The sequence below is a fragment of the Cupriavidus sp. 01L45 genome, assembly GCF_056399885.1.
On the sequence record NZ_JBFTSG010000062.1, the window covers coordinates 24,797 to 47,786 of the forward strand.

The following is a 22,990-nucleotide window of genomic DNA, read 5'->3' on the forward strand; positions in this document are numbered from 1 at the left end:
TGGCACTACTTGAACTTCACTGCACTACTCTTACTACTTATGCGTTGGTAGGCTCGATTGGACTCGAACCAACGACCCCCACCATGTCAAGGTGGTGCTCTAACCAGCTGAGCTACGAGCCTGCGGAGAACGAAAGTATAGCATCACTTTCTTTTCGCCTGCAAGACCCCCACCACATCTTCTATCAATCCGAGTGCGCGCTGCAGTTGCGTGGCCTCCGAAACCTCGGCGGTGAACTGCATCCGGGCAACGCCTTTGCTCGATAGCGTCTTCACGCCGGTGACGTTGATCTTCTCGCGCGACAGCACTTCCGAGATGTCGCGCAGCAGCCCTTGCCGGTCGATCGCCTCCACGTGAATGTCCACCGGATACACCGCATCGCTCTTCTTGCCCCACTCGGTCTGGATCACGCGCTCAGGCGCGCGCGCCGAAAGCTGGCCGAAGGTGTGGCAGGTGCGGCGATGGATGGAAACACCGCGCCCGCGCGTGACGAAGCCCACGATCTCGTCCGGCGGCGCCGGCTTGCAGCACTTGGACATCTGCGTCATCAGCGAATCCACGCCCACCACCAGCACGCCGCTCTTGGCGCCGCGCGCCACGCTGGTGGCGCGGCTCTTCTTGGTGACTGCCTCTTCTTCGCTCTGCACCACCGCGGCCTCGCCTTCGGGGTGCCGCAGCGCCTGCTCCACGTGGCGCAGGCTGAATTCATCCTTGGCGACCGCGGCGAACAGGTCGTCCGGCATCTTGAAGCCGAGCCGCGTAGCGAGGTCATCCAGGTTGACGGCGGTCTTGCCCTCGCGCTGCAGGGTCTTGTCGATCAGCGCGCGGCCTTGCGACATGGTCTCCTGCGAATCGAGCGCATTGAACCAGGCGCGTACCTTGGCCCGCGCGCGCGGGCTGGCCAGGTAGCCCAGCTCCGCATTGAGCCAGTCTCGCGACGGCCCGCCCTGCTTGACAGCGATGATATCCACCGTCTGGCCGTTCTTGAGCGGCGTGTTCAGCGGCACCATGGTGCCGTCCACGCGCGCGCCGCGGCAGCGATGGCCAAGATCGGTGTGCAGGTAATACGCAAAATCCACTGGCGTGGCGCCTTGCGGCAAGGCCACCACGCGCGCCTGCGGCGTCAGTACATAGATGTGGTCGTCGATGGCCGCATGCTTGAGCTGCTCCCATGGCGACTCGTCGTGCGCCACGGAATGATCGGCATCGTCCTTCCAGGCCAGCAACTGGCGCAACCAGGCAATCTTCTCGTCGTAGCGCTCACTGGCCGAGAACTGCCCGCTGTAACCCTTGGCGCCGGCCTCCTTGTAGCGCCAGTGCGCGGCCACGCCGTACTCGGCGAAGTGATGCATCTCCTGGGTGCGGATCTGCACCTCGAAGGCGCGCCCGTCGTCGCCGATCACCACCGTGTGCAGCGACTTGTAGCCGTTCGACTTCGGCCGGGAAATATAGTCATCGAACTCGCGCGGGATCGGCTGCCAGATATGGTGCACGATGCCCAGCACGGTGTAGCAATCCTTGATGTCGTCGACGATCACGCGGAAGGCGCGCACATCATAGAGATCGGCAAAGTCGAGTTCCTTGCCGCGCATCTTCTTCCAGATGCTGTAGATATGCTTGGGGCGGCCGGTCACTTCCGCGCGGATGTCCGCCGCAGCCAGCTCGGACTGGAGCCGCGCGATGGCGCTCGCGATATAGCCTTCGCGCTCGATCCGTTTTTCATCAAGCAGGCGCGCGATGCGCTTGTAGGTGTCAGGCTGCTCGAAGCGGAAGGCCAGGTCTTCCAGCTCCCACTTCATCTGCCAGATCCCGAGCCGGTTGGCCAGCGGCGCGTAGATGTCCAGCGTTTCGCGCGCGACACCGGGCAACGGCTGCGCCTTAGCCTGCGCCAGCCAGCGCAGCGTCTGCAGGCGCGAGGCCAGCCGCACCAGCACCACGCGGATGTCCTGCGCGAAGGCCAGCAGCATCTTGCGCAGCGCTTCCACCTGCTCCTGCCGCGCGGCGATTTCGTCCTTGGTGGTTTCGGGCGCGCCGCTGTGGCCCACCGCGATCGCACCGATACGCAACAACTGCCTCACGCCCTTGACGAGCCTCGCGACCTCCTCGCCAAACAGCGGCTCGATTTCCACCTCGCTGCCGGGCACGAACGCCGCCAGCGCAAACAGGCAGGCCGCGGCGCGCGCGGCATCGTCGACGCGCAGCCCGTCGAGAATGCGCAGCATGCCCTCGGCATGCGAGAACACGGTTTCGCCGGTGGGCAGCATCGCCTCGCTGCCACGCTCGCGCACGAAATCCAGGGCGCGCTCCACCAGCCCGGAATCGGGCGTGCCGGCAATCTGCCCGGTCAGGTCAGTCGACGTCACCATCTCGCTGCCCCAACCTCACTTGAGCGCGGCGGTAACCACCACTTCGATCAGGTATTGCGGATTGGCCAGGCGCGCCTCCACCGTGGCGCGCGGGGGCGTATTGCCCTGCACCACCCATTCATCCCAGACCTCGTTCATGATGCCGATCTGGTCGATGTCGGTGAGAAATATCTGGCACGACAGGATCCGGCTCTTGTCGCTGCCGGCTTCGTTCAGGAGACGCTCGATGTGGCCCAGCACCTCACGGGTCTGGCCGCGCAGATCCGCGCCGGGATCGACCTCCGGCACCTGGCCGGCGAGGTAGACCACGCCGTTGTAGATCGCGTATTCGGACAGGCGCTTGCCCACATGGGCGCGCTTCAGTTCACTGGTACTCATGGCAATACTCTAGTTGTCGGTAAGACTTCAAACATCGGATCCGGGCCGCGGCCGCCTTCAGGCCGCGCCCAGGAAAAATTGCTTGGCAATGGCCACTTGCGCGGGGTCGATGAACGTCGGGGCGTGCCCGACGTCCGGCACCTCCACCGCGCTCACGTCGCGTCCGCGCGAGACCATTTCCGCCACCGTCTCGCGCGTCAGCAAATCGGACTGCGCGCCGCGCACCACCAGCGTCGGCGCCTGGATGGCCTCGAACATGTGCCACAGCGCCGCTTCGCCGGCAGTCACCTGCTCGGGCGTGGTCTCGCGAAACGGCAGCGCCATCGCCGGATCGTAATGCAAACCCCATTCCAGGCCTTCCACGCCCTGCACCGGCTTGAGAATGGCGCCGTTAAGCTCGCGCCACTGCTCGGGTGTGTGACGGCCAAAGGACGCGCTGATGGTCTGCAGGTAGGCCAGGCCTTCCTCGAAGGTCTTGAAGCGCACCGGCAGGCCCAGGTAGGCGCCGATCCGCTCCACCGCCGAGGCGGCGATGCGCGGGCCCACGTCGTTGAGCAGCAGCTTGCGCACCGGCGTCTTGGGCAACCCCGCCAGCCCCATGCCGATCAGGCCGCCCATCGAGGTACCGAACCAGTCGACCTGCTCCACATTGAGCCGGGCGATCAGGGTGACCATATCCGAGACGTACTGCGGCACCACATAGCGGCGCGGGTCCGCCAGCCAGTCCGAACGGCCACGCCCGACCACGTCTGGGCACACCACGCGGTACTCGCCGCACAGCGCGGCGGCGACGGTGTCGAAGTCGCGGCCGGTGCGGGTCAGGCCATGCACGCACATCAGCACCCTGGGATTGGTGGGGTCGCCCCACTCGTGATAGGCCATGCGGTGAAGACCCGCCGGGCTGATGCACTGAACGAAGCCGAGGCGCGGGCTGACTGACATCTGAACTCCCTGGCAAGACGGTAGCAAGAACGGCACCGCCAACAGGCGGCGCCCAGGTTAAGCAAAGCTGGATTGTACGCTGCAGCAGTTACAATGCCACAGCATCCGGGTTCGCGCCGCCATGCCTTTGCCGCTGGCGGACGACAGCCTGTTCACGCAGTCCAATTCCAACATCAAAATCTCCCGACGGAGGGCAAAACATGCTCAAAGGCAAGACGGCGCTAGTCACGGGTTCCACCAGCGGTATTGGTCTCGGCATCGCGCAGGCACTCGCCGCGCAGGGCGCCAACATCATCGTCAATGGCTTCGGCGACGCCGACGGCGCCAAGCGCGAGATCGCGCAGTCCGGCGCGGGCATCCGCGTTGGCTACCACGGCGCGGACATGAGCAAGTCCGCGGAGATCGAGGACATGATGCGCTATGCCGAAACGGAATTCGGCGGCGCCGATATCCTCGTCAATAACGCCGGCATCCAGCATGTGGCCAATATCGAGGACTTTCCGCCCGAGCGCTGGGACGCGATCATCGCCATCAACCTGACCTCCGCCTTCCACACCACCCGCCTGGCGCTGCCGGGCATGAAGCGCAAGGACTGGGGCCGCGTCATCAATATCGCCTCCGCCCACGGACTGGTGGCGTCGGCGCAGAAGTCCGCCTATGTCGCAGCCAAGCACGGCATCGTCGGGCTGACCAAGGTGACGGCCCTGGAAACCGCGCAGACCGGCGTCACCGCCAATGCGATCTGCCCGGGCTGGGTACTGACGCCGCTGGTGCAGAAACAGGTGGAAGCGCGCGCCCAGAAGGACGGCATCCCGGTCGAGCAAGCCAAGCATGAACTGGTGATCGAGAAGCAGCCTTCCGGCCAGTTCGTTACGCCCGAGGAGCTTGGCGCGCTGGCCGTGTTCCTCGCCAGCGACGCGGCCCGGCAGGTGCGCGGCGTGGCCTGGAACATGGATGGCGGCTGGGTGGCGCAATGAGCGCACCAGCACAAACCATGCAACGGCGCCGCTTTCTCCGCACCCTGGCCATCGGCGCCACGGTCTCGCTAGGGCTGCGTGCCGGCGCCAGCACCGCTGCCGCCCCGCTCGCCATCGAGGTGTACAAGAGCCCACAATGCGGCTGCTGCGAGGGCTGGGTCGAGCACCTGCGCGCGAACGGCTTCGCCGTCACCGTGCGCGACGTGGAAGACACCGGCGTTTATCGCGCCCGCTTTGGCATTCCCGAGCGCTTCGGCTCCTGCCATACCGGCCGTATCGCCGGCTACGCGGTCGAAGGGCATGTGCCGGCGGCCGACATCAAGCGGCTGGTGGCCGGCAAACCCAAGGCCGCGGGCCTGGCGGTGCCGGCCATGCCGGTGGGTTCGCCGGGCATGGAACAGGGTTCGCGCAAGGATCCTTTCGATGTCCTGCTGGTCCGCGCGGACGGTGGCGCCTCGGTCTTCGCCAGCTACAACAAGCGCCGCGCCTGACGAAGCCACCGCAGCGCCAGCAAAAAGCCCCGCGAACGCAAGCTCGCGGGGCTTTTTCATTGCCACTCCGCGCCCGCCACGAAGGCCGGCGCGGCAAAGCGCATCAGAGCAGCGGGGCGCCCGTCTTGCTCTGGATCTCTTCGCGGCTCACGCCCGGCGCCGTTTCCACCAGCTTGAGGCCGGCTTCGGTCACGTCGATCACGCCGAGGTCCGTGATGATGCGGTTGACCACGCCCACGCCGGTCAGCGGCAATGCGCACGTCGCCAGGATCTTGATGTCCTCGGTGCCGTCCTTCTTCTTGGCCGTGTGCTCCATCAACACCACAACGCGGCCCACGCCTGCCACCAGGTCCATCGCGCCGCCCATGCCCTTGACCATCTTGCCCGGGATCATCCAGTTGGCCAGGTCGCCCTTCTCGCTTACCTGCATGGCGCCCAGGATGGCCAGGTTGATATGGCCCCCGCGAATCATCGCAAAGGAATCCGCCGAGGAGAAGATCGACGAGCCCGGCAGCGTGGTCACGGTCTGCTTGCCGGCATTGATCATGTCGGCGTCGACCTCGGCCTCGGTCGGGAACGGGCCGATGCCCAGCAGGCCGTTCTCGGATTGCAGCCAGACTTCCATTCCCGCGGGAACGTGGTTGGCCACCAGCGTCGGCAGGCCGATGCCCAGGTTCACGTAGAAGCCGTCCTGCAGTTCGCTAGCGGCGCGCGCCGCCATTTCGTCACGTGTCCATGCCATGATGTTTCTCCTTAGCTGGCGGCACGCACGGTGCGCTGCTCGATGCGTTTCTCGGGATTGGCGTTCAGCACGATGCGCTGCACAAAAATGCCTGGCGTGTGGATCTCGTCCGGATCCAGCGTGCCGGTATCGACCAGGTGCTCGACTTCGACCACGGTGAACTTGCCGGCCATCGCGCACATCGGGTTGAAGTTACGCGCGGTGCGGCGGAACACCAGGTTGCCGGCGCGGTCCGCCTTGTACGCCTTGACGAGCGCCACGTCGGCGGTCAGCGCGCGTTCCATCACGTACTGCTGGCCATCGAATTCGCGGATTTCCTTGCCGTCGGCCACGATGGTGCCCACGCCGGTCTTGGTGAAGAACGCGGGGATGCCCGAGCCGCCGGCGCGCAGCTTCTCGGCCAGCGTGCCTTGCGGGGTGAACTCCAGCTCAAGTTCACCGGCCAGGTACTGSCGYTCGAACTCCTTGTTCTCGCCCACRTAGGAGGAGATCATCTTCTTGATCTGGCGCGTGGCGAGCAGCAGGCCGAGGCCAAAACCGTCCACGCCGGCGTTGTTCGAGATACAGGTGAGTTGCTTGGCGCCGCTGTCGCGCAGGGCGGCAATCAGCGCCTCCGGGATGCCGCACAGACCGAAACCGCCAACCGCGATCGTCTGGCCGTCGCGAACCACGCCCGCGAGCGCCTCCGCGGCGCTGGCATAGACCTTGTTCATGTTTGCTCCTTCCTCGGTGATTTCCTGTCTTTGCGCCCGCCTCCGGGTGATGCCGGCGAGTCACGCAGGGAAATTGTAACGGTACAATCGGACGGAAATCGCCAGATTGCCGACTGCCCGACAGCATACGCAAGCGCCGCAGCCCGCGCCAATACGTACAATTACATAAGCAAATGCCCGCTATCGACTACCAGACCGCTTTCCAGCTCGCGCCAGTGGGCCTTGTGCTGTCGCGCGAGCGCATGATCGAGGACTGCAATGACGAGCTTTGCCGCATCTTCGGCACCACCAGGCAGGCCCTGATCGGCGAGTCGTTCCAGGTACTCTATCCCACCGCGGATGAATTCGAGCGCACCGGCGCGCGGATCGTGCCCATCATGAACGCCAAGGGCACTTACTCCGACGAGCGCATCATGAAGCGCGCCGGCGGCGAGCTGTTCTGGTGCCATGTCACCGGACGCTCGCTGGATCGCCAGCAGCCGCTGGGCGCCGGCATCTGGACCTTCGAAGATCTCTCGCAGAAGCGTCCGGTCACCGCCGAGCTGACGGCCCGCGAGCGCGATATCGCCGCGCAGCTGGTCGACGGCAAGACCAGCAAGCAGATCGGCAAGCTGCTGTCGATCAGCCCGCGCACGGTGGACATCTACCGGGCCAGGCTGATGAAGAAATACGGCGCCCATACCTCGGTGGACCTGGTGCAACGCCTGGTCAACCACTAGGGGCGCGGAACGCCTACGCCATCAGCGCACGGATCGCCGGCGGCACGGGTACCGATTTCTCGGCCTCATAGTCACACCACACCACCTTGGCGCCGCCCTCCGCATACACCACATCGGGCTGATCGGTGCGGCGGATCTCCATGTGGGTCTCGAAGCTGGTGCGTCCCAGATCGCCGGCAAACAGGCGGCACTCGATATCGCCCGGATAGCGTAACTGCCTGATGAAGGTCATGTGCGCGTTGATGATGATCGGGCCGCAACCGTTGGCATCCTTGCCGCCAAGGCCGAGCGACTCGAACCAGGCAATGCGCGCCTGCTCCAGGTAGCGGAAGTAGACCGTGTTGTTGACATGGCCCATGGCGTCCATGTCGCCCCACCGGATGGGCATGAGGAGAGTGAATACGGGTTTCATGGCCCCGAGCCTATCACGGGGGCGCTTCGCTTCCATCGGCGGAAACGACGGTTCGCGCCTGGCGCGCCCGCCTTAGTCGTCGATCAGCCGGGCATGGCCTTGCAGTTCGAAGCGCATGTCAGGCGGCACGAATGCGACTGCGCTCGGGCGCAGGTCGATATCCGGGGCGCCTGAGACCGGCAAATCGGCCGCCTCGCTGCGCGGCTGCGTCTGGCTGTCGTTGCCGCTGGCCGAGGGCACGAACCGGACCGGAGCGGCATACGGCTGCCTCCGTGTGACCGCATTCGCAGCCGGCGTCACCGGGCTGGCTGCCGTGGCCGTAGCCCCCCTTTCGCCCGCCTTCGGCCGGCCCCTTTGGGCGATTACGACGGGATGAGGCACGGCGACCGGTTCGGGCTCGTAGCCGGCGGGTTCCGCAGGCAAGGCAGCAACGGGATCCGGCGGCGCGGGCAAGTTCTGCACGTCTGCCGCCGCAGTTTCCGGTCGCTGGACGGTCACGGCTTGCAATCCGGCGGTAGCGGGCGCGGGTAATGGCGCCGGAGCCACCAGTAGCACTGTCACAAGCCACGCCACCACGACAGCCAGGCCGCCGCCAAACGCACCGGCCGCCAGCCCGCGCAGGCGCACGCGACGCAACGACTGCGCATGCGCAGGACCGGTGGCAGCAAGATGCTGCTTGATAGCTGCGGTACGCATTGCCGCCAACGCATCGCGCACATCCAACTCCGTGCCCCATGGGGGCGGCACATCAAGATTGGCGTACGATGGAAAAATGGAATGGGACACTGGGGCTCACCTCTGCAGCGCAAACGCGACGCGGCCTCGCCAGCCTATGCGGGCGAAACGGGTCCGGGCGAAATCATAGCGCTACGGAAAGATAGGGAAATTCAGACAGTTCTGCTTCAGCATTCGGAAATTTCTGCCAAGCAGGCGCAAACGGCTTATTGGCGGCGCGCCGGACGGTCACTCCCCGGCGCCCCGGGGATGACCAGCCCGGAATCCGTCAGCGACGACTCCATGCGGCGAATCTGCTGCTGCAGCTGCTCCAGGCGGATGCGCGAGGCACGGCTCTCGATTTCCGCGCTCTGCACCTCGACGCGCGACACCTTCTGCTCCTCGGCGATGCGCTGGCGCTGCGCCTGCATCACGCGCACGTCTTCGTTGAGCGCGTTTGCCCGCGCCTCGCTCTCTTGCAAGGCCCGGTCAAATGCGCGTTTCTGCGATGCCAGCACCTGTCGGCGGATATCGTCGTCCGCCCAGGCCGTGCTCTGCTGGGTCAACTGGCGGTAAGCCTGCTCCGCCGCAGCGAACGACTCAAAGCGGAAAACCCGCCAGAGGTTCTTCTGATAGAACAGCGCCACGTAGCAGACCACCTGGTCGTCCGCAAGCATCAGCGTGGTGCCGTAATCGCCGTTGTAGCTGGTACGCAGTTCGCGCACGGCCTTGTCCCGCAGCCGTTGCTGTAGTTCCGCCACAAGCCCCAGCGAAGAGGCCGATGCCGGCAGGCTGTCCTGCGCCACCTGGACGGCAGGCGATGCTGCCTGCGCCATCGCAGCCTGCGCACCAGCCACGGACAGCAGCAGGGCTAGGCCCGTCAGGCGGGCAGGCAAGGAGGTACGGCGAGGCTTGTTCGGCATGACATTCCGGTCGGGACACAGGACGGGACCTTCTTGGGATCCCGGGCCGCCGCCGCGCGCGCGGCAGGCGCGCGGCGATGGAATTCCCATGCGCCGCGAAAGGCGCATTCTATCAAACGACCGGGATATTCCCAAATTTGTGACAATTGCGATCATTTTGGCGACGCAATCCGTCCGCCAAAGGAGAGCAGGGTCCGCGAACGGCCCCTGCTCTCCGTGCCCTCGCAGGCACCGCGATCCCTCCTCACGGCTTACCGCTTGGCGATCGAGGCTTCAGCCTTGCTGACCAGGTCGGTGCCGATCTGCTTCTTCCACTTGTCGTAGACCTTGGCCGTGGCCTTGCGAAAGGCATCGTGCTCGGCCGGCGTCAGTTGCGACACCTTCACACCGTGGGCTTCCATATCCTTCCAGCCCGGCACGCCCGGCTCAACCAGGCCCTTGCGCGCCAGCGCGATTTCCTGCTTGCCGGCATCGATGGCGGCCTGCTTGACGATCTCGCGGTCGGCCGGCGTCCAGCTTTCCCAGATCTGCTTGTTGACCACGAAGATCAGCGGGTCGGCCACGTAGCCCCAGGTGGTGACGAACTTCTGACCCACCGTGTAGAGCTTGGCAGCGGCGAACACGGATTGCGGGTTCTCCTGGCCATCCACGGCGCCCGAGGCCATGGCCGGCTGCGCGTCGGCCCAGCTCATCTGGGTCGGATTGGCGCCGAGTGCGTTGAAGGTCTCGATATACAGCGGCGAGCCCACCACACGCAGCTTCATGCCCTTCAGGTCTTCCGGCTTGCGGACTTCGCGCTTGGAGTTGGAGACTTCGCGGAAGCCGTTCTCGCCCCAGGCCAGCGGCACCACGCCGGACTTGTCCAGCGTCGCGAAGATCGATTTGCCGACCTCACCCTGGGTGAGCGCGTCCAGCGCCTTGTAGTCCGGCATCAGGAACGGCAGCGAGAACAGGTTCAGTTCCTTGACCTGCGGCGACCAGTTGATGGTCGAGCCGACCRCCATGTCGATCACGCCCTGGCGGATCGCCGAGAACTCGCGGGTCTGGTCGCCCGCCACCAGCGAGGTGCCGGGGTAGAGCTTGATATTGATGCGGCCGCTGGTGCGCTGGCGCACCAGGTCAGCCCAGATCTCGCCGCCCTTGCCCCACGGGAAGGCCGGGCCGAGCACCAGCGACATCTTGTACTCGGCTTTGTAGGCCTGCGCCATGGCGCCAGCGGGCGCGAGGGCGGCAGCGGCGATGGTGGCTGCCAGCGACAGCATCAAGGCACGACGTTTCATGGATTCTCTCCTCTCAGGATGTGTTGTGTGTTTCTTATGCACTGCGTTGAGCGTGGCTCATTGCGCGATCCCGCAGGCGAGCCGCGAAGCCCGTCCATGGGATCAACTTCCGATTCAGCTTCAATAACCGAGATAGTCCGGGAGCCACGTCGCCAGTGGCGGATAGGCCAGCACCATCAGCATGGCGACGAACATGGCCAGCAGCATCCAGATCACCCAGGGTACGGTCTCTTCCATCCGCACGCGCGCGATCCGGCACGAGACCATCAGGTTCACCGCCAGCGGCGGCGTAAATTGGCCAAGCGCGACCTTGAGCGTCAACACCACGCCGAACCACACCGGATTCCAGTGGAAGGCGTTGGCGATCGGCAGCAGCAGCGGCACGAAGATCAGGAAGATCGAAATGCCGTCGAGGAACATCCCCACCGTCATCAACAAGGCCACGATCAGCGCCAGCACGCCGTACTCGCCCAGCCCCGAATGCGCGATGGCATTGGCCAGCGGATCGATCACGCCCAGCGTGGACAGCGCATAGGCAAAGATGCCGGCCAGCGCCACCACTAGCAGGATGACTGCGGAAGTCTCCGCCGCTTCCTGAAAGATCACGAACAGGTCGCGCAGGCCGATGCTGCGATAGATCACCATGCCGACGAACAAGCCGTACACGACTGCCACCACGGCAGCCTCGGTCGGCGTGAACCAGCCCGCGCGCATGCCGCCCAGGATCAGGAACGGCGCGACCAGCCCCCAGGCCGCTTCGCGCAGGCTCTTCCAGAACGGCGGACGCGGCAGCCCGGCCTCGATGGCGCCCATATTGTGCTTGCGTGCCAGCCAGACGGCCGGCACGATCAGCGCCACACCGGCCAGGATGCCGGGGATCATGCCGGCGGCGAACAGCGCCGGCACCGACGCGCCGGGCACCAGCACGCTATAGATGATGAAGGCAACCGAGGGCGGGATCAGGATGTCGGTGGCGGCGGCGGCGCCAACCACGGCCGCGCTGTACGCGCCGGGATAACCGGCCCGCGACATGGCCGCGATCATCACGCCGCCCACCGCGGCCGCGTTGGCCGGGCCGGAGCCGGAGATCCCGCCCAGGAACATGGCCACCAGGATGGCCACCAGCGGCAGCATGCCGGGGCCGCGCCCGACGATGGCAATGGCGAAGGTCACGAGACGCTGCGCCACGCCGGAACGATCGAAGATCGAACCGACCAGCACGAACATCGGGATGGCCAGCAGCGGGTATTTGCCGAGGCCGGCGTAGAAGTTCTGCGGCACGGCCAGCAGGCCGAACATCTGCGTATCCAGGTTGGACAGGCCGATCGCCACCAGGCCACCGAGGCCCAGCGACACGCCGATCGGCACGCCAAGCATCATCAGGCCAAGAAAAACCACAAACAGAATGATCGCAACGAGGGTCATGGCGCGGACTCCGAAGCAGGTACGCCATCCGCGCTCCCGGCATGCATGGCCTTGAGCGCGCGCAGGTTGCGTACCGCCACGCCGAACGCCCGCAGCGCGATGGCGGCCGACAGCACCGGCAGCCAGACCGAGTACCACCAGCTTGGCACGCCGATGCCCGGCGAGGTCTCGCCAAACGTGTATTCGTCCCAGGCGATGCGCCCGCCCAGTACCGCCAGCGCGATGAACATCACCGCGACGGCCAGCGCCGACAATACTGCCAGGCGCCGCTGCCGAGCCGCGCTGCCGCGCTCGAAGAAAAACTCGATGCGGATATTGCGGTCGCGCGCCACCGCGGCGCTGCCTGCCACCAGGGCCAGCACGATCATCAGGAAGACCGAGAATTCCTCGGTCCAGGCAAAGGACTCATCGGTGAAGTAACGGACCACCACATTGGCGAAGGTGATGCACACCAACAGCACCATGACGACCACGCCGACCCAGTCTTCGAGCCGCGGCGAAACCCTGAAGCTGCTGTCCCCTTGCTGGCTGGCGCCAGTCTCGTCCGGCATGGCCGTGACGTCTTGCGGGTCGGCATCGCGCCGTCCCTCCCTATCTGCTTGCATCTCCCCGGCCTCCGGTCCGGTCCGCGCGGCGCTCCTGGCCGCAGGCGGATATTCTTTGAATTATGTAAAGACTTAATCTCAAGACATGGCGGATTATGCCAAGACTGTGGAGCGTGCGGGAACTTTTGCTTGGTCCCGCAACCCGGCATCGGCTGGACATGGCGCCCATGTGCCCGGCCGGGGCTCGCGCGGCCTGTCGGTAACGGGCAATCCGGCAAGCCGCCGATGCGCGTCGCGCCCAAGGGGACCGGATAAGCCCAGGGACAGCGAACCGCATGCCTGCCCGCACTTATGGTGCGTGGCAGAACCAGTTTGCCGGGGCGAGCGGGCGTGTAGCCCGCCGCCGTTGACCTCGGTTACACCATGCCGTCGTCGGCCGTGATGATCGCGCCGTTGATGAATGCGGACTGGTCGGACGCCAGCAGCAGCAGCAGGCCGTCCAGGTCCTCGGGCTTGCCCACGCGCTTGCGCGGCAGCATCTGGATCAGTTTCTGGCCCGCATCGGTGTCCCAGTGGTGGTGATTGATGTCGGTATCGATATAGCCGGGGCAGATCGCATTGACGTTGATGCCGTGGCGCGCCCATTCCAGCGCCATCGCCTTGGTCATATGCACCACCGAGGCCTTGCTCATGCAGTACACGCCGATCTGCGACAGCACCTTGAGCCCGGCCACCGATGCAATGTTGACGATGCGCGACTGCGGCAGCGGATTGCCGTTTTTCTCGGCTCCCTTGGAGCGCGCGATCATACGCTTGGCCACTTCCTGGGCCACGAAAAAGGCACCCCGGGTATTGGTATCGAAGACAAAATCGAAATCGTCAGGGGTTACGTCGGTGAGGCGCTGCGTGGTGGAAACCCCCGAGTTATTGACCAGGATATCGATCGCACCCGCCTCGGTCTCGGCATGCGCCACCGCGGAGCGGATGCTGTCGTGGTCGGTCACGTCCAGCTGCACCACATGGGCGCTGCCCCCCTCGGCTTCGATCGCGGCACGCAGTTCCTTGAGCCGCTCGGTCCGCCGCGACGCCAGTATAACCTTGGCGCCAGCCGAGGCCAGGACGTGGGCAAACCGCGTGCCCAGACCGCTCGAAGCGCCTGTTACCAGCGCGACCTTGCCTTCCAGATTGATCGACAAACCCATATTGACCTCGATGTTCGGGAGCCCCCCGCGCCGCCTGCCATGGCCACGGCTACGGGGTGCTCCTCACGAAACTGCCTGGCTCAAATGGAAGGCAGCATATCAAAAAAAAGAACGGTCGTTCCAAAAAAAATCTTGCCTGACCGTGGCGAGTCCCGGACAATGCCGGAGATTCTAAGAACTCGGGCTATAAAGGGAAAGAGGAAAAACACGCAGGCCGGCACGATCGGCGCCTTCTGCGCCCCGCCCTTGCCCCCCGGTTTCCCCCGATCATCGCATCCCCGGTACCACCGAACACGGCATTTCCCACAATTGCGCGCAAGTTGCCAAGAATAGAGGGTTAGAGACAATGAATCAGCAACAGCTCCTGGAGCAGTACGGCCCCCGCGAGGCCATGGAATACGACGTTGTCATCGTCGGCGGCGGCCCCGCCGGCCTGGCAACCGCCATCCGCCTGAAGCAGCTCGCGCAGGAGAAAGGCAACGAAGTCAACGTATGCGTGCTGGAAAAAGGCTCCGAACCCGGCGCCCACATCCTGTCCGGCGCCATCATGGACCCGCGTGCACTGAATGAGTTGTTCCCGAACTGGAAGGAACTTGGCGCGCCGCTGAACCAGCCGGTCGCTGAAGACAAATTCCTGTTCCTCAACGAAACCGGTTCCAAGGCAACCCCGTCCGCCCTGCTGCCGGAATGCTTCCACAACCACGGCAACTACATCATCAGCCTGTCCAACTTCACGCGCTGGCTGAGCCAGCAGGCCGAAGCGCTGGGCGTGGAAATCTTCCCCGGCTTCCCGGCCGCCGAAGTGCTCTACAACGACGATGGCTCGGTCAAGGGCGTGGCCACCGGCAATATGGGCATCAACAAGGAAGGCGAGCCCACCGAGAACTTCCAGCTCGGCATGGAACTGCATGCCAAGTACACCATCTTCGCCGAGGGCTCGCGCGGACACCTGGGCAAGCAGGTGATTTCGCAGTTCAGGCTCGATGCGGGCAAGGATCCGCAGAGCTACGGCATCGGCCTCAAAGAATTGTGGGAGATCGATCCCGCCAAGCACCAGCCCGGCCTGGTGGTGCACACGGCCGGCTGGCCGCTGGACCCGGCCACCTACGGTGGCTCCTTCCTGTACCACATGGAAGACAACAAGGTCGCGGTGGGCTTCGTGGTCGGCCTGGACTACACCAACCCGTGGCTGTCGCCCTTCGAGGAATTCCAGCGCTTCAAGACCCACCCTGAGATCCGCAAGTATTTTGAAGGCGGCAAGCGCATCAGCTACGGCGCCCGCGCCATCACGGCCGGCGGCCTGCTGTCGCTGCCCAAGACCGTATTCCCGGGCGGCGCCCTGGTAGGCTGCGACGCGGGCTACCTGAACGCCTCGCGCATCAAGGGCAGCCATGCCGCCATCAAGACCGGCATGATGGCCGCCGAGGCCGCGTACGACGCCTTGCAGGCCGGCCGCCAGCATGACGAACTGACGGCATACCCGACCGCCTTCGAAAACAGCTGGCTGCACAAGGAACTGCTGCAGGCGAAGAACTTCAAGCAGTGGTTCAAGAAGGGGCGCACCACCGCCACCCTGATGACCGGTATCGAGCAATGGCTGCTGCCCAAGCTCGGCATCCGCAACCCGCCCTGGACCATCCACCGCGAGAAGCCGGACCACGTCTACCTCAAGCCGGCCGCCGAGTGCCAGCAGATCGTCTATCCCAAGCCGGACGGCAAGCTGACCTTCGACCGCCTCAGTTCGGTGTTCATCAGCAACACCAATCACGAGGAAAACCAGCCGGCCCACCTGACGCTGAAAGACGCCAGCGTGCCCGTCAACGTCAACTGGGACAAGTTTGCCGGCCCCGAAAGCCGTTACTGCCCGGCTGGCGTCTACGAGTTCGTGCAGAACGACGATGGCAAGGAACGCCTGCAGATCAATGCGCAGAACTGCGTGCACTGCAAGACCTGCGACATCAAGGATCCCACGCAGAATATCGTATGGGTGACACCGGAAGGCGGTGGCGGCCCGAACTACGTAGGCATGTAAGCTCGACCCAAGGGCAATAGGAAACGGCACCCGATTCGGTGCCGTTTTTTTTGCCTGTTCAGGCTTGCGGGCTCGATGTCGCGGGCAATGCCAGCGAATCGTGATAATGCGGCTTGCTGTCTGGCACGTCCTGACACCAACCGATCACGTCGGCCACGCCGGCGATCAAGGTAATCAGCGCCGGGCCGGCGAGCGGCACCTGCCCGATGCCGTCGATCAACGCCAGCACCACGCCCGATACGCCACCATCGGGACCTGGCTTGCCGATAGCGGTGACCGAGGCGACTTCCAGGGGAGACATCGCCAGCAGGCCCACTCCGGCCCCGTCCGGATCAGGACGGAACTCGCTGCCGCGGGCGAGGCTGTTATCCGGTCTTTCGCTAGACCGGACGTCTAACCCAAGCAAACGTTCTTCCGCCGAGAATGCACGGGACTGGCCAAGTCCATTCATGGCATTGGCCGTGGCGGGCACGGCAACCGCAAGCAGGCAAGCCAAAATGGACGCGCAAAGGCTGGCGCCGAAGCGAGGGCTCCGCTTCATGATGTCTCCTCGTCATCGTGATGGGTCTGATCGGGACAAGCGGCCGCAATAACCGCTTTTCATTGCAGGGGACAGTAGAGACGGCCCGAGCGCGCGGGGCAAGGCTGGCGCTAGAAGATTAGCTCCAAACGCCRGAATGAGCGCGACCGTCACGGCAGCGTCCTTCCCCCCGCTGCCGATAGCAAGCAGGCACAGGACATCAGGTAGAAACCTGCATGCTGGCACTTGCCAGCAACTGTTCGTAGATAAAGCACTGAAGCAGCGTCAACTCCCGCTCACCGAGCACATCGAAAGCAACGCCGAATGAGGGGAACTCTGTATCGCTCTCGGCGGGCAACGGGTTGCGCACCAGGCCGTCGACCATGATCTCGCTGTCCAGCGCCGCAGTGCGCAGATGAAAGCACAAGCGTACCGATGTACCTGGCGCCGGCACCGGCCCGGCAATCTGGATCTGCGCGCCGCCGGTACTCAGGTCGGTCAGCAGCACCAGCCTGGCCGGCAGGCGGGGGCTCGGTCCTGCCTGCGGGGCAGCCCCGTCGGCCTGCAGCGTGTCGTTCGCCGTGCTCCCGGGATCGACCAGGTAGGCGGCCAGGCGGGTCGGCACGCGGGTGGCTGTGCGCACTGGAAGCTGCTGCGACTCGGCCGGCGCAGACAACACCAGATAGCGGAAGGGACTGCGACAGATCGCAGTCACGGTCGATTCGAAGCTGAGGATCGCATGGCCGGAAAAGCCGCGCAATAGCACTGTGGCGCCGGCCTGGACCTGCAATTCCTTGCCGCCGAGCTGTGGCCACGTCACAAACAGGCCCTGCTCGACAAAGCCGATCAACCGGCTGGCGGCGGCGCGGCCTGTCTGGCCCGGCGCCTTGACCTGCAACAGCGTGCCAACCTGTAGGCCAAGCGGCCCGRCAGTGGCGGGCCGGCCGCCATCTTCCAGTTCGCCCGGCTCGCTATCGGGCCGGCACACCGTGCCGTGCCGGAAGACCAGGGCGACATCGCGATCCTCGGGGATCACGCTACCGCTGCCGAGCACGAGGTTTCCCGCCTCGTCCAACAAGGACCAGGGCAAGGGCTGCCCGACCGGGAGATCGTTAGGGGTAAGTGCAATCATGGCAGGCAGCAGTGACGCCCAGGCTACAGGCGTGGCAGATCCAACGGTGGCCACGGGAACGTGTCCCGCAGCCACCACCCGGCGAGGCGCTCAGCGCATATCGCGTCGCCTGGCCTCGCCGAAACGCCCCAGGGGGCGGACGGCAACGCGCGTACCCATGTCCAGGCCGACGTTCACCGCGATGTCCAAGGTGAATAGCGCTTCTCACCTGGCTTTTTATCGGCCAGTTCCGTAAAACCTTAAGGTCGATTCCTGACATCGCGATCCGGCGATCCTTGACGCCATCCCGCTTTCCTCGCAAACTCTCCCCACAATCTGTCTGACAGCCTTACAGATTTACTGATGACCATTCTGACCCGCCCCGCCTCGCTTGCCGCCCGCATCGCCGACGCCCTGCGCGCCGACATTGCGGCTGGCCGCTTCGCCGCCGGCGCCCGCCTCCCGGCCGAAGCGGCCTTGGGCGAGACCTTTGGCGTGAGCCGCCCGATCGTCCGCGAGGCCATCGCGCAACTGAAGGCGGAAGGCCTGCTGATCACGCGCAAGGGCTCGGGTGCGTACGTATCGGAAACGCCAGGCGGCCAGGTGTGGCGCTTGGCCACGGCGCCGCAGGGCGGCCCGACCCCGGCCCAGCTATTCGAACTGCGCATGGTGGTGGAATGCGCCTGCGCCGAAATGGCCGCCCGGCGCCGCACGGGGGAAGACTTGCAAGCCATTCAGGCCGCACTGGCCGCCATGGGCCGACATGCGGACGATTTCGCCAGCGCCGCGGCGGCCGATGTGGCGTTCCACCATGCGATTGCGCAGGCCGCGCACAACCCGTGCTTTACCGGCCTGACCGATTTCGTCGGCCAGCACATGCTGGCGGCGCGTCAAACGGCCTGGGAAAACGCCGCGCGCTTTCGCGGCGGCTCGCAAGGCGCGGACGGCGAACACGCCGCGCTGGTCGAAGCCATTGCCGCCGGCAACCCCGGCGCCGCACGCCAGGCGGCACGCCGGCATCTCAGCGCGGCAGCGAGGCGCATGGGGCTGGCCTTGAACTGAAGCTTGCGCGGCAAGCGCACGCCGCCAAGCGGCACGACACTATCCGGGAACCGCGGCTCGCATGACATGGCAGGCGTCAGCCGCAGCAGCAGAGGAACACAATGGAACAAGTAGATTGCGTGGTAATCGGCGCCGGCGTGGTCGGCTTGGCAGTGGCGCGGCAGTTGGCCTTGCAGGGCCGCGAGGTCATCATCCTGGAAGCGGAAAATGCCTTCGGCACCATTACCAGCGCGCGCAACAGCGAAGTGATCCATGCCGGTATCTACTATCCGGCCGGATCGCTCAAGGCAGAGATGTGCGTCCGCGGCAAATCCATGCTGTACGAGTACTGCGCCTCGCACCATATCAACCACCAGCGCTGCGGCAAGCTGATCGTCGCCACCACCGAGGCCCAGGTGGCCACGCTGGAAGGCATCCGGGCCAAGGCCGCGGCCAATGGCGTGCACGACCTGCAGCTGCTCAGCCAGGCCGAGGCACAGGCGCTGGAGCCGAACCTGCAATTCCGTGCCGCCCTGCTTTCGCCCTCGACCGGCATTGTCGACAGCCACGGCCTGATGCTGGCCCTGCTGGGTGATGCGGAGAATGCCGGCGCCATGCTGGCGGTGCAATCGCCGGTGGCGCGCGGCGCCGTCACGGCGAATGGCATCCGGCTTGACGTAGGCGGCCAGGGCGAAGCGGCCGGCACCACGCTGCTGGCCCGTACCGTGATCAACTCGGCCGGGCTCACGGCACCGGCGCTGGCGCGCAGCATCGCGGGCATGCCCGCCGCGCACATCCCGCCGCAGTATTACGCCAAGGGCTGCTATTTCACGCTGGCCGGGCGCGCGCCCTTCTCCCGGCTGATCTACCCGGTGCCGGAGGCCGCCGGACTGGGCGTGCACCTGACCATCGACCTGGGCGGCCAGGCGCGCTTCGGCCCCAACGTGCGATGGATCGACGAGATCGAGTACGGCGTGGATCCCGCGGATGCCGACAGCTTCTACGGCGAAGTCCGGAATTACTGGCCGGGACTGGCCGACGGCGCACTGCAGCCGGGCTATGCGGGCATCCGCCCCAAGATCAGCGGACCCGGCGAGCCGGCGGCGGATTTCCGCATCGATGGTCCGGCTACGCATGGCGTACCCGGGCTGGTCAACCTGTTCGGCATCGAGTCGCCAGGGCTGACCTCGTCGCTGGCGCTGGCCGAGCGCGTCGCAAGCCTGCTCTGAGGCGAGCGCGTGCGCAATCCGGCCTGCGTCACCGCGCGGCAGCGTCGGAGGCAGCTTCCGTGCGGAACGTCATGAACGCGCACAGCGCACCGCCGGCCGCCGCCAGCGCGGCCAGCCCGAAGGTGTGGGCCGGACCCAGCGCCTTCCAGGTCCAGCCCATCGCCAACCCGCCGCAGGTGCCGCCAAGACCATAGGAAAGGCCGGTGTAAAGCGCCTGTCCGCGGCCCTGCAGCGGGCCGGCGAACCAGCGTTGCAGGCGCTTGAGGCTGGCGCTGTGATGCGCGCCGAAGGTGGCCGCGTGCAGTACCTGCACCAGCGCCATCAGCCACGACAGCTCCGCCAGGTAGCCGGTCAGGCCGAAGCGCACCGCGGCCAGCACGAAGGTACCGGTCAGGATGGTCCGCAGCGGGACGCTGCCGAACATCCGGCCCTGGTAGAAAAAGAAGACAATCTCGGCGACCACGCCGATGGTCCACATCACGCCGATGGCGAACTTGCTGTAGCCAAGCTGCTCCAGGTACAGCGAATAGAACACATACAGCGCGGCGTGGGCGAACATCATCAGGAAGGCCGAGCCGAAGAACCAGACCACGTCGGGACGGCGCAGCAAGGGCAGCGCCGGCGGCGGCTTGACGCGCGGCCCATCGTCCGGCGCATCGCGCATGCCGAACACCACCACCAGGAACAGCGCCAGCATGGTGCTCGCCAGCCACGGGAACGCCTCCATGCCGAAACGCTCGAACAGCGCCCCGCCCAGCAGCACGGCCGCAATGAAGCCGGCCGAGCCGAACATGCGGATGCGCCCGTAGCGGTGATCGAAGGCGCCATGGCGGCGCAGCGTGGAAATCGTGAGCGCGTCGCCCAGCGGCGACATGGCGCTGGTGATCAGGTTCAGCCCGATCATCATCGCCATCATCCCGCCGTAGCTGGTCACGCCAGGCACCATCAGGAAAGCGAGCAAGGCCGTGACGGCGGCCAGGCGCAGCAGGCGCACCCGCGTATGCATCACGTCCGACAGCCAGCCCCAGAAATACGGGCCGACGATGCGGCTGACCTGGAAGCAGGCCATCAGTACGCCGATCTGTACCGGGRAAAAACCGCGCCCGGCGAAAAACAGGCTTACATAGGGCGAGATAACGCCGACATAGCCGTAGTAGCCGAGGTAAAAGAGGCCAAAACGCGTCTCGGCGACGCGCCCGCCGCCGAGGGCGTGGGCGTGTGGTTCCGCCTGCGCCAACTCAGCGCGACTGGCCGGACTGCGGTGACTGGGCGGGGATGCGCGGAGTATCGACCTTGACATCGCCGCACTGGGCGCGATGGCGCAGCGCGTGATCGATCAGCACCAGCGCCAGCATGGCTTCGGCGATCGGGGTGGCGCGGATGCCCACGCAGGGATCGTGGCGGCCGAAGGTCTCCACCGTGGCGGGCTGGCCGGCCTTGTCGATGGATTCGCGCGGCGTGCGGATACTGGAGGTCGGCTTGATCGCCAGCGAGACTGTCACGTCCTGCCCGGTCGAAATGCCGCCCAGCACGCCGCCGGCGTTGTTGCCGCGGAATCCTTCCGCGCTGAGTGAATCGCCATGCACGCTGCCGCGCTGGCTGACGCTTTCAAATCCCGCGCCGATCTCCACGCCCTTGACGGCATTGATGCCCATCATCGCGTGCGCGATGTCGGCATCGAGCTTGTCGAACAGCGGCTCGCCCAGGCCCACCGGCACGTTGCTGGCCACTACCTCGATCCGCGCGCCGACGGAATCGCCGTCGCGCCGCAGCGTGTCCATATAGGTTTCCAGTTCCGGCACGATCTCCGCGTTGGGGGCGAAGAAGGGATTCCGCGGTACTTCCGCCCAGTCCACGAACGGCACGCGAATCTCGCCCAGTTGCGACATATAGCCCCGGATTTCGGTGCCGTATTGCTCGCGCAGCCATTTCTTGGCGACCGCCGCCGCCGCCACCACCGGCGCCGTCAGGCGCGCCGACGAACGGCCGCCGCCACGATAGTCGCGGATGCCGTACTTCTGCCAGTAGGTGTAATCGGCGTGGCCGGGCCGGAAGGTCTCGACGATATTGCCGTAGTCCTTGCTGCGCTGGTCGGTATTGCGGATCAGCAGGCAGATTGGCGTGCCGGTGGTCTTGCCCTCGAACACGCCGGACAGGATCTCGACCTGGTCGGCTTCCTGGCGCTGCGTGACATGGCGCGAGGTGCCGGGCTTGCGGCGGTCCAGGTCGATCTGGATATCGGCTTCGGTGAGTTCCATGCCCGGCGGGCAGCCGTCCACCACCGCGCCGATGGCCGGCCCGTGCGATTCGCCGAAAGTGGTGACAGTGAAGAGCAGGCCGAGAGTGTTGCCGGACATGATGGAGACCGCGGAGGGCGTGAGAATTGGGGAACGGGCTACATTGTAAGGCTTTTGCGGCCCGTCCGGCCCCGCCAGGCCGCACCGGGATGCGTCGCCCGGTCTTCAGGTGGTGCCCTCAGGCCCGCATCAGGCCGTCCGTACAGGAGCCAGGTCCGGGTAGTACCGCTCCCGCATGCGTGCCACGTAGGCCACCAGGTTGGGATGGGACTCGGCGGCCGTGCGGATCGGTGTCTCGAACAAGGGGCACAGCGCACCCGCCATGAACGCAAAGACGGTGGCATCGGCGCCGCATGGCTTGTCGCCCATCAGGAAGGGTTGCTCGCCCAGCACGTCGGCCACCGCCGCCACGTCCCGGCTGGCGATGGCGGCCAGGTCGGCCGGGCTGTGGCGGCCAAGCCCCTGCGTCCACAGGATGCGACGGATCTTGGAGCGCACAAAACGGATCGCCAGCCCGCGCAGCGGCCAGGGCACGGACCGGAAGAAAGTTGCCGGACCCCGCGCGAAATTGGCGTCATGGTTCCAGCGCGCGTCGGCCACTGCCCAGTAGAAGTTGTCTTCCAGCATCTTTTCCACCGCCCAGGCGGTGCCACGCTGGGCGGGCGTCAGCCCTTCATTGAAGTCGATGTGGTAGGTCTTCTCCAGGTGCCACCGGATCAGCGTGGAATCGGCCACCACGCGGCCCGCGTCGTCGAGATAGGGCAGCTTGCCCTTGGGCGCGCGCCGCAGGCCGCCACGCTCGGCACGGTACGGCAGGCCCGCGAGCCTGAGCAGCAGGTCGGCCTTGGTGACAAAGGGGCTGGCATCGGGCAGGCCGAATGCCGGCCCAAAGGTGTAGAGCGTGATCATGGTTGCCGACTCCTTTGGCTCG

Annotated in this window: 23 protein-coding genes and 1 tRNA gene; 6 read left to right on the forward strand and 18 right to left on the reverse strand. The window is 65.8% G+C overall.

Annotation, left to right across the window (positions count from 1 at the left end; all coding sequences use genetic code 11):
* Positions 1 to 45 precede the first annotated feature (45 nt).
* From AC1DT6_RS33085 to AC1DT6_RS33100, 4 genes are all read right to left on the reverse strand, one after another.
* Positions 46 to 122 (reverse strand) — tRNA-Val (locus tag AC1DT6_RS33085).
* Positions 123 to 143: 21 nt separating this feature from the next.
* Entirely contained in the window at positions 144 to 2,366 is a 2,223-nt protein-coding gene (locus tag AC1DT6_RS33090) for a RelA/SpoT family protein (protein ID WP_441627292.1), read from the reverse strand.
* 15 nt (positions 2,367 to 2,381) lie between these two features.
* Positions 2,382 to 2,744, reverse strand: coding sequence for a RidA family protein (locus AC1DT6_RS33095; RefSeq protein ID WP_441627294.1), 363 nt, complete (start codon positions 2,742 to 2,744; stop codon positions 2,382 to 2,384).
* 57 nt (positions 2,745 to 2,801) lie between these two features.
* Positions 2,802 to 3,686 carry an alpha/beta fold hydrolase gene (locus AC1DT6_RS33100; protein WP_441627296.1) on the reverse strand — a complete coding sequence of 295 codons (885 nt, stop codon included), beginning with the start codon at positions 3,684 to 3,686 and terminating at the stop codon, positions 2,802 to 2,804.
* A gap of 200 nt (positions 3,687 to 3,886) precedes the next feature.
* Between AC1DT6_RS33100 and AC1DT6_RS33105 the strand changes: the two genes are divergently transcribed.
* Positions 3,887 to 4,663 (forward strand): 3-hydroxybutyrate dehydrogenase, encoded by a 777-nt coding sequence (locus AC1DT6_RS33105; protein WP_441627298.1) that lies wholly within the window; start codon positions 3,887 to 3,889, stop codon positions 4,661 to 4,663.
* 17 nt (positions 4,664 to 4,680) lie between these two features.
* Positions 4,681 to 5,154: a DUF411 domain-containing protein gene (locus AC1DT6_RS33110; RefSeq protein ID WP_441627300.1), complete on the forward strand. Its 474-nt coding sequence runs from the start codon at positions 4,681 to 4,683 to the stop codon at positions 5,152 to 5,154.
* A 103-nt stretch (positions 5,155 to 5,257) separates the two neighbouring features.
* Here the strand turns inward: AC1DT6_RS33110 and AC1DT6_RS33115 are convergent, their stop codons facing one another.
* Positions 5,258 to 5,896 carry a CoA transferase subunit B gene (locus tag AC1DT6_RS33115; RefSeq protein ID WP_428178738.1) on the reverse strand — a complete coding sequence of 213 codons (639 nt, stop codon included), beginning with the start codon at positions 5,894 to 5,896 and terminating at the stop codon, positions 5,258 to 5,260.
* 11 nt (positions 5,897 to 5,907) lie between these two features.
* A complete protein-coding gene (locus tag AC1DT6_RS33120) occupies positions 5,908 to 6,609 on the reverse strand; it encodes a CoA transferase subunit A (protein ID WP_045240052.1) in 702 nt (233 codons plus the stop codon).
* Between the two features lie 173 nt (positions 6,610 to 6,782).
* On the opposite strand from AC1DT6_RS33120, the gene AC1DT6_RS33125 reads away from it, so the two are divergent.
* On the forward strand, positions 6,783 to 7,328 hold the full coding sequence (locus tag AC1DT6_RS33125; protein ID WP_441627303.1) for a PAS domain-containing protein: 546 nt from the start codon (positions 6,783 to 6,785) through the stop codon (positions 7,326 to 7,328).
* A 13-nt stretch (positions 7,329 to 7,341) separates the two neighbouring features.
* On the opposite strand, the gene AC1DT6_RS33130 is transcribed toward AC1DT6_RS33125, so the two are convergent.
* The 7 genes from AC1DT6_RS33130 to AC1DT6_RS33160 all read right to left on the reverse strand — a co-directional run bounded on the left by AC1DT6_RS33130 (position 7,342) and on the right by AC1DT6_RS33160 (position 13,829).
* The gene (locus AC1DT6_RS33130) at positions 7,342 to 7,740 is read right to left on the reverse strand and encodes an acyl-CoA thioesterase (protein WP_441627305.1); all 399 of its coding nucleotides are present in this window, start codon (positions 7,738 to 7,740) and stop codon (positions 7,342 to 7,344) included.
* 72 nt (positions 7,741 to 7,812) lie between these two features.
* Complete coding sequence (locus tag AC1DT6_RS33135) at positions 7,813 to 8,436, reverse strand: hypothetical protein (RefSeq protein ID WP_441627307.1); 624 nt, start codon at positions 8,434 to 8,436, stop codon at positions 7,813 to 7,815.
* A gap of 245 nt (positions 8,437 to 8,681) precedes the next feature.
* A complete protein-coding gene (locus tag AC1DT6_RS33140) occupies positions 8,682 to 9,377 on the reverse strand; it encodes a DUF2968 domain-containing protein (RefSeq protein ID WP_441627309.1) in 696 nt (231 codons plus the stop codon).
* Positions 9,378 to 9,628: 251 nt separating this feature from the next.
* Positions 9,629 to 10,657 (reverse strand): DctP family TRAP transporter solute-binding subunit, encoded by a 1,029-nt coding sequence (locus AC1DT6_RS33145; protein ID WP_477115259.1) that lies wholly within the window; start codon positions 10,655 to 10,657, stop codon positions 9,629 to 9,631.
* 120 nt (positions 10,658 to 10,777) lie between these two features.
* Positions 10,778 to 12,082, reverse strand: coding sequence for a TRAP transporter large permease (locus AC1DT6_RS33150; protein ID WP_441627313.1), 1,305 nt, complete (start codon positions 12,080 to 12,082; stop codon positions 10,778 to 10,780).
* Positions 12,079 to 12,687 carry a TRAP transporter small permease gene (locus tag AC1DT6_RS33155; RefSeq protein WP_441627315.1) on the reverse strand — a complete coding sequence of 203 codons (609 nt, stop codon included), beginning with the start codon at positions 12,685 to 12,687 and terminating at the stop codon, positions 12,079 to 12,081. Before AC1DT6_RS33155 ends, AC1DT6_RS33150 begins: the two co-directional genes overlap by 4 nt.
* 356 nt (positions 12,688 to 13,043) lie before the next feature.
* Positions 13,044 to 13,829: an SDR family oxidoreductase gene (locus AC1DT6_RS33160; protein WP_045240045.1), complete on the reverse strand. Its 786-nt coding sequence runs from the start codon at positions 13,827 to 13,829 to the stop codon at positions 13,044 to 13,046.
* A gap of 346 nt (positions 13,830 to 14,175) precedes the next feature.
* Here AC1DT6_RS33160 and AC1DT6_RS33165 point away from each other — a divergent pair, with 346 nt between their 5' ends.
* On the forward strand, positions 14,176 to 15,861 hold the full coding sequence (locus tag AC1DT6_RS33165; RefSeq protein WP_441627317.1) for an electron transfer flavoprotein-ubiquinone oxidoreductase: 1,686 nt from the start codon (positions 14,176 to 14,178) through the stop codon (positions 15,859 to 15,861).
* 58 nt (positions 15,862 to 15,919) lie between these two features.
* On the opposite strand, the gene AC1DT6_RS33170 is transcribed toward AC1DT6_RS33165, so the two are convergent.
* Positions 15,920 to 16,402 (reverse strand): hypothetical protein, encoded by a 483-nt coding sequence (locus AC1DT6_RS33170; RefSeq protein WP_441627319.1) that lies wholly within the window; start codon positions 16,400 to 16,402, stop codon positions 15,920 to 15,922.
* 199 nt (positions 16,403 to 16,601) lie between these two features.
* Positions 16,602 to 17,513, reverse strand: coding sequence for a flagellar brake protein (locus tag AC1DT6_RS33175; RefSeq protein ID WP_477115260.1), 912 nt, complete (start codon positions 17,511 to 17,513; stop codon positions 16,602 to 16,604).
* Positions 17,514 to 17,855: 342 nt separating this feature from the next.
* Here AC1DT6_RS33175 and AC1DT6_RS33180 point away from each other — a divergent pair, with 342 nt between their 5' ends.
* Together AC1DT6_RS33180 and AC1DT6_RS33185 are read left to right on the forward strand one after the other, a co-directional pair.
* Positions 17,856 to 18,554 carry a FadR/GntR family transcriptional regulator gene (locus AC1DT6_RS33180; RefSeq protein ID WP_441627323.1) on the forward strand — a complete coding sequence of 233 codons (699 nt, stop codon included), beginning with the start codon at positions 17,856 to 17,858 and terminating at the stop codon, positions 18,552 to 18,554.
* A 101-nt stretch (positions 18,555 to 18,655) separates the two neighbouring features.
* Complete coding sequence (locus tag AC1DT6_RS33185) at positions 18,656 to 19,762, forward strand: NAD(P)/FAD-dependent oxidoreductase (RefSeq protein ID WP_441627325.1); 1,107 nt, start codon at positions 18,656 to 18,658, stop codon at positions 19,760 to 19,762.
* A gap of 28 nt (positions 19,763 to 19,790) precedes the next feature.
* On the opposite strand, the gene AC1DT6_RS33190 is transcribed toward AC1DT6_RS33185, so the two are convergent.
* The 3 genes from AC1DT6_RS33190 to AC1DT6_RS33200 form a co-directional block, all read right to left on the reverse strand.
* The gene (locus tag AC1DT6_RS33190; protein WP_477115261.1) at positions 19,791 to 20,999 is read right to left on the reverse strand and encodes an MFS transporter; all 1,209 of its coding nucleotides are present in this window, start codon (positions 20,997 to 20,999) and stop codon (positions 19,791 to 19,793) included.
* 1 nt (position 21,000) lies between these two features.
* Positions 21,001 to 22,119 carry a chorismate synthase gene (aroC, locus tag AC1DT6_RS33195; protein ID WP_441627329.1) on the reverse strand — a complete coding sequence of 373 codons (1,119 nt, stop codon included), beginning with the start codon at positions 22,117 to 22,119 and terminating at the stop codon, positions 21,001 to 21,003.
* A 129-nt stretch (positions 22,120 to 22,248) separates the two neighbouring features.
* The gene (locus tag AC1DT6_RS33200; protein WP_441627331.1) at positions 22,249 to 22,968 is read right to left on the reverse strand and encodes a glutathione S-transferase C-terminal domain-containing protein; all 720 of its coding nucleotides are present in this window, start codon (positions 22,966 to 22,968) and stop codon (positions 22,249 to 22,251) included.
* Positions 22,969 to 22,990: the final 22 nt, after the last annotated feature.

Excerpts from the sequence above, each read along its gene's own strand:
- AC1DT6_RS33090 (WP_441627292.1), bottom strand. The coding sequence starts at position 2,366 with ATGGTGACGTCGACTGACCTGACCGGGCAGATTGCCGGCACGCCCGAT.
- AC1DT6_RS33095 (WP_441627294.1), bottom strand. The coding sequence starts at position 2,744 with ATGAGTACCAGTGAACTGAAGCGCGCCCATGTGGGCAAGCGCCTGTCC.
- AC1DT6_RS33100 (WP_441627296.1), bottom strand. The coding sequence starts at position 3,686 with ATGTCAGTCAGCCCGCGCCTCGGCTTCGTTCAGTGCATCAGCCCGGCG.
- AC1DT6_RS33105 (WP_441627298.1), top strand. The coding sequence starts at position 3,887 with ATGCTCAAAGGCAAGACGGCGCTAGTCACGGGTTCCACCAGCGGTATT.
- AC1DT6_RS33110 (WP_441627300.1), top strand. The coding sequence starts at position 4,681 with ATGCAACGGCGCCGCTTTCTCCGCACCCTGGCCATCGGCGCCACGGTC.
- AC1DT6_RS33115 (WP_428178738.1), bottom strand. The coding sequence starts at position 5,896 with ATGGCATGGACACGTGACGAAATGGCGGCGCGCGCCGCTAGCGAACTG.
- AC1DT6_RS33125 (WP_441627303.1), top strand. The coding sequence starts at position 6,783 with ATGCCCGCTATCGACTACCAGACCGCTTTCCAGCTCGCGCCAGTGGGC.
- AC1DT6_RS33130 (WP_441627305.1), bottom strand. The coding sequence starts at position 7,740 with ATGAAACCCGTATTCACTCTCCTCATGCCCATCCGGTGGGGCGACATG.
- AC1DT6_RS33135 (WP_441627307.1), bottom strand. The coding sequence starts at position 8,436 with ATGCGTACCGCAGCTATCAAGCAGCATCTTGCTGCCACCGGTCCTGCG.
- AC1DT6_RS33140 (WP_441627309.1), bottom strand. The coding sequence starts at position 9,377 with ATGCCGAACAAGCCTCGCCGTACCTCCTTGCCTGCCCGCCTGACGGGC.
- AC1DT6_RS33150 (WP_441627313.1), bottom strand. The coding sequence starts at position 12,082 with ATGACCCTCGTTGCGATCATTCTGTTTGTGGTTTTTCTTGGCCTGATG.
- AC1DT6_RS33155 (WP_441627315.1), bottom strand. The coding sequence starts at position 12,687 with ATGCAAGCAGATAGGGAGGGACGGCGCGATGCCGACCCGCAAGACGTC.
- AC1DT6_RS33160 (WP_045240045.1), bottom strand. The coding sequence starts at position 13,829 with ATGGGTTTGTCGATCAATCTGGAAGGCAAGGTCGCGCTGGTAACAGGC.
- AC1DT6_RS33165 (WP_441627317.1), top strand. The coding sequence starts at position 14,176 with ATGAATCAGCAACAGCTCCTGGAGCAGTACGGCCCCCGCGAGGCCATG.
- AC1DT6_RS33170 (WP_441627319.1), bottom strand. The coding sequence starts at position 16,402 with ATGAAGCGGAGCCCTCGCTTCGGCGCCAGCCTTTGCGCGTCCATTTTG.
- AC1DT6_RS33180 (WP_441627323.1), top strand. The coding sequence starts at position 17,856 with ATGACCATTCTGACCCGCCCCGCCTCGCTTGCCGCCCGCATCGCCGAC.
- AC1DT6_RS33185 (WP_441627325.1), top strand. The coding sequence starts at position 18,656 with ATGGAACAAGTAGATTGCGTGGTAATCGGCGCCGGCGTGGTCGGCTTG.
- aroC (WP_441627329.1), bottom strand. The coding sequence starts at position 22,119 with ATGTCCGGCAACACTCTCGGCCTGCTCTTCACTGTCACCACTTTCGGC.
- AC1DT6_RS33200 (WP_441627331.1), bottom strand. The coding sequence starts at position 22,968 with ATGATCACGCTCTACACCTTTGGGCCGGCATTCGGCCTGCCCGATGCC.